The sequence below is a fragment of the Pseudomonas graminis genome, from assembly GCF_900111735.1.
Lineage (GTDB): Bacteria > Pseudomonadota > Gammaproteobacteria > Pseudomonadales > Pseudomonadaceae > Aquipseudomonas > Aquipseudomonas graminis.
The window spans coordinates 1-2,283 of the sequence record NZ_FOHW01000058.1 but is presented as its reverse complement, the minus strand read 5'-3'; the positions used below and the strand labels follow the sequence as shown (position 1 = coordinate 2,283).

At 61.5% G+C, this 2,283-nt stretch carries 1 protein-coding gene; it reads right to left on the bottom strand.

What is annotated here, in order from left to right; translation table 11 throughout:
* Positions 1–1,945 (bottom strand): sensor histidine kinase (locus BMY98_RS25125; protein ID WP_074893294.1); only part of this gene is annotated, 1,945 nt, incomplete at its 3' end.
* Positions 1,946–2,283 lie beyond the last annotated feature (338 nt).

Below are 2,283 nucleotides of genomic sequence, written 5' to 3'. Positions count from 1 at the left end.
GCGTGGCGATCTGCACATCCAGGCTCAAGCGGAACTGGCTGCCATTGCCCGGTTCGGACTGATGGCTGAGGCGCCCGCCCTGCAATTCAATCAACTGTCGGCAAATCGCCAGGCCGATGCCCAGCCCGCCGTACTCCCGGGTCGTCGAGCCGTCCACCTGGAAGAAGTTGGCGTACAGCGTCTCCTCATCCAGGCGGCTGAAGCCGATGCCAGTGTCGATGACGTCGATCACCAGCCGGACGTGCTCGGCGTCTGCGCGCTGGCCGTTGACACGGATTCTGATCGAACCGGTCTTGGTGAACTTGATCGCGTTGTCCAGCAGGCACTCCAGGCACTGGCGCAACTTCACGCCATCACCTTCGAGGCTGTCCGGCAGTGTCTCGTCCAGCTCCACACCCAGCGCCAACGCTTTGCTGCGGGCCAGCGGTTCGAAGCCACTGCGCAGTTGAAACAGCACATGCCGCAGGCTGAACGGCTCGTTGCGCACGGTGATGCGGCCCGCCTGCAGTTCGGTCAGCGTAAGAATGCCGTTGACGATGCCCATCATGTTTTGCGCCGAATCGGCGGCGGTCTGGCGATACAGCTCGATCTCGCTCTCGGCCACGTCCATCTGCATCAATTCCAGCGAGCCGATCACACCGTTCATGGGCGTGCGCAGTTCATGGGTCAGCGTGGCCAGAAACTCGTCTTTCAATCGGTTGCTCACGGCCAATTGCTGATTGAGGGTCTCAAGGCCCTGCTTCGATTCCGCCATGATCTGCGCCTCGCGCTCGCGCATGGCATTGATGCGGTCTGCCAGCGCCAGCGACAGTAGCGCCACCTCGATCACTGAACCGATCTGGCTGGCGTACATGGTCCAGAAGTTGTTGGGCAAATGCCCGAGGAGCATGGTCGCGTTGATCACCCCGCCGATCAGGAACGCTGACCAGCCGAAAATGAAATACCGCGCGACCCGCCGGCCCTTGAACCACGCCGCCAGGCCGATCAGCAGCACAACCGGCGTGAACAGCAACACCAGCCCGGTCACCAGGCGCAGCGCGACGCCGTAATCCATGCTCAATGCGAGCGCCATGATCACTGCCGCGCAGACCATCATCACCAGCAGCGGCACGTCCAGCCAGCGACCCAGGCTGGGCGTCTGCAGGAATTTACGGGTGAACTGGCTGGCAAACAGAATCGCAGCGGCAATAAGAAAGGTGGTCGAGGTGTTCGCCCACCACGGGTTGTCCGGCCAGAAATACTCGATCGCCGCGCCGTTGACCGACACCTGATACAGGCCGAAGAAGGTGATGTAGAGGATGTAATACAGGTACGCGGTGTCGCGCACGCTGAGGTAGATGAACAGGTTGTAGATCAGCATCACCGCCAGCACGCCGTAAATCATGCCGAGGATGTAGAGGCGCGACGGCTGCTCTTCTATATAGGCGTGACTGGCCCACAGATTGAGCGGCGCCTGCACCGAGCCGTGGCTGGCGACGCGCAGGTAAACGGTCTTGGTCTCGTGGGCGTTCAGGTTGAGATCGAATACGTAGTTGTTCTGCTTAATCTGCCGGCTGGCGAAGGGCAGCATGTCGCCGGTCTGCCAGGCCAGACGCGGCCGCGCATCGCCGTCGCCGAGGTAGAGATCGACGTGATCCATCGGCGGGTAGGCCATTTCCAGCAGCCAGTCGGCGGACGCCAGCGGGTTGGCGGGACGATAAGTCAGACGCACTTTCAGCCAGAAGGCGGAGCGCGAGTACCCCGCGTTGAGCGATTGACCGGCCACGGGGCGGAAGCGTGCGGCGCCCTCGGGGGACGAGACTTGCTGGATGGTGGCATCGCCGGTGGGGTCTTCGAACACCTGGGTGTCGCGCCCCAATGCCAAGCTGCGGGTGTTCTCATCGAAATCGACGGCGCTGGCAAACATCGGCAACAGGCAGAACAGGGCGATCATCACCAGACGCATGGGACATCGCCTTGGTACTGATGACGGGCACAAGCCGCCGCGGAAACGTGGGACGGCTTCGCAATTCTGCGAGCGAGCGCTGTATCGGTCGAAAGGGTCAGCGGGCAACGCACTTGCATTTACTCTTTTGGCGGAACAGATCAAGCGCCACAGGATAGCGACTGATAGCTCGGTGACACCATCTAAATCTCAGCTTCCACTGGATGTCCTCGATCTCACCGTAGGAGCCGGCTTGCTGGCGAACGCATTGTGTCAGGCGCTACAGCAGGGAAAGGTCAACCGGGTTCGCCAGCAAGCCGGCTCCTACGGACTGGTCAATGCTGCAAAATTAATGGCGT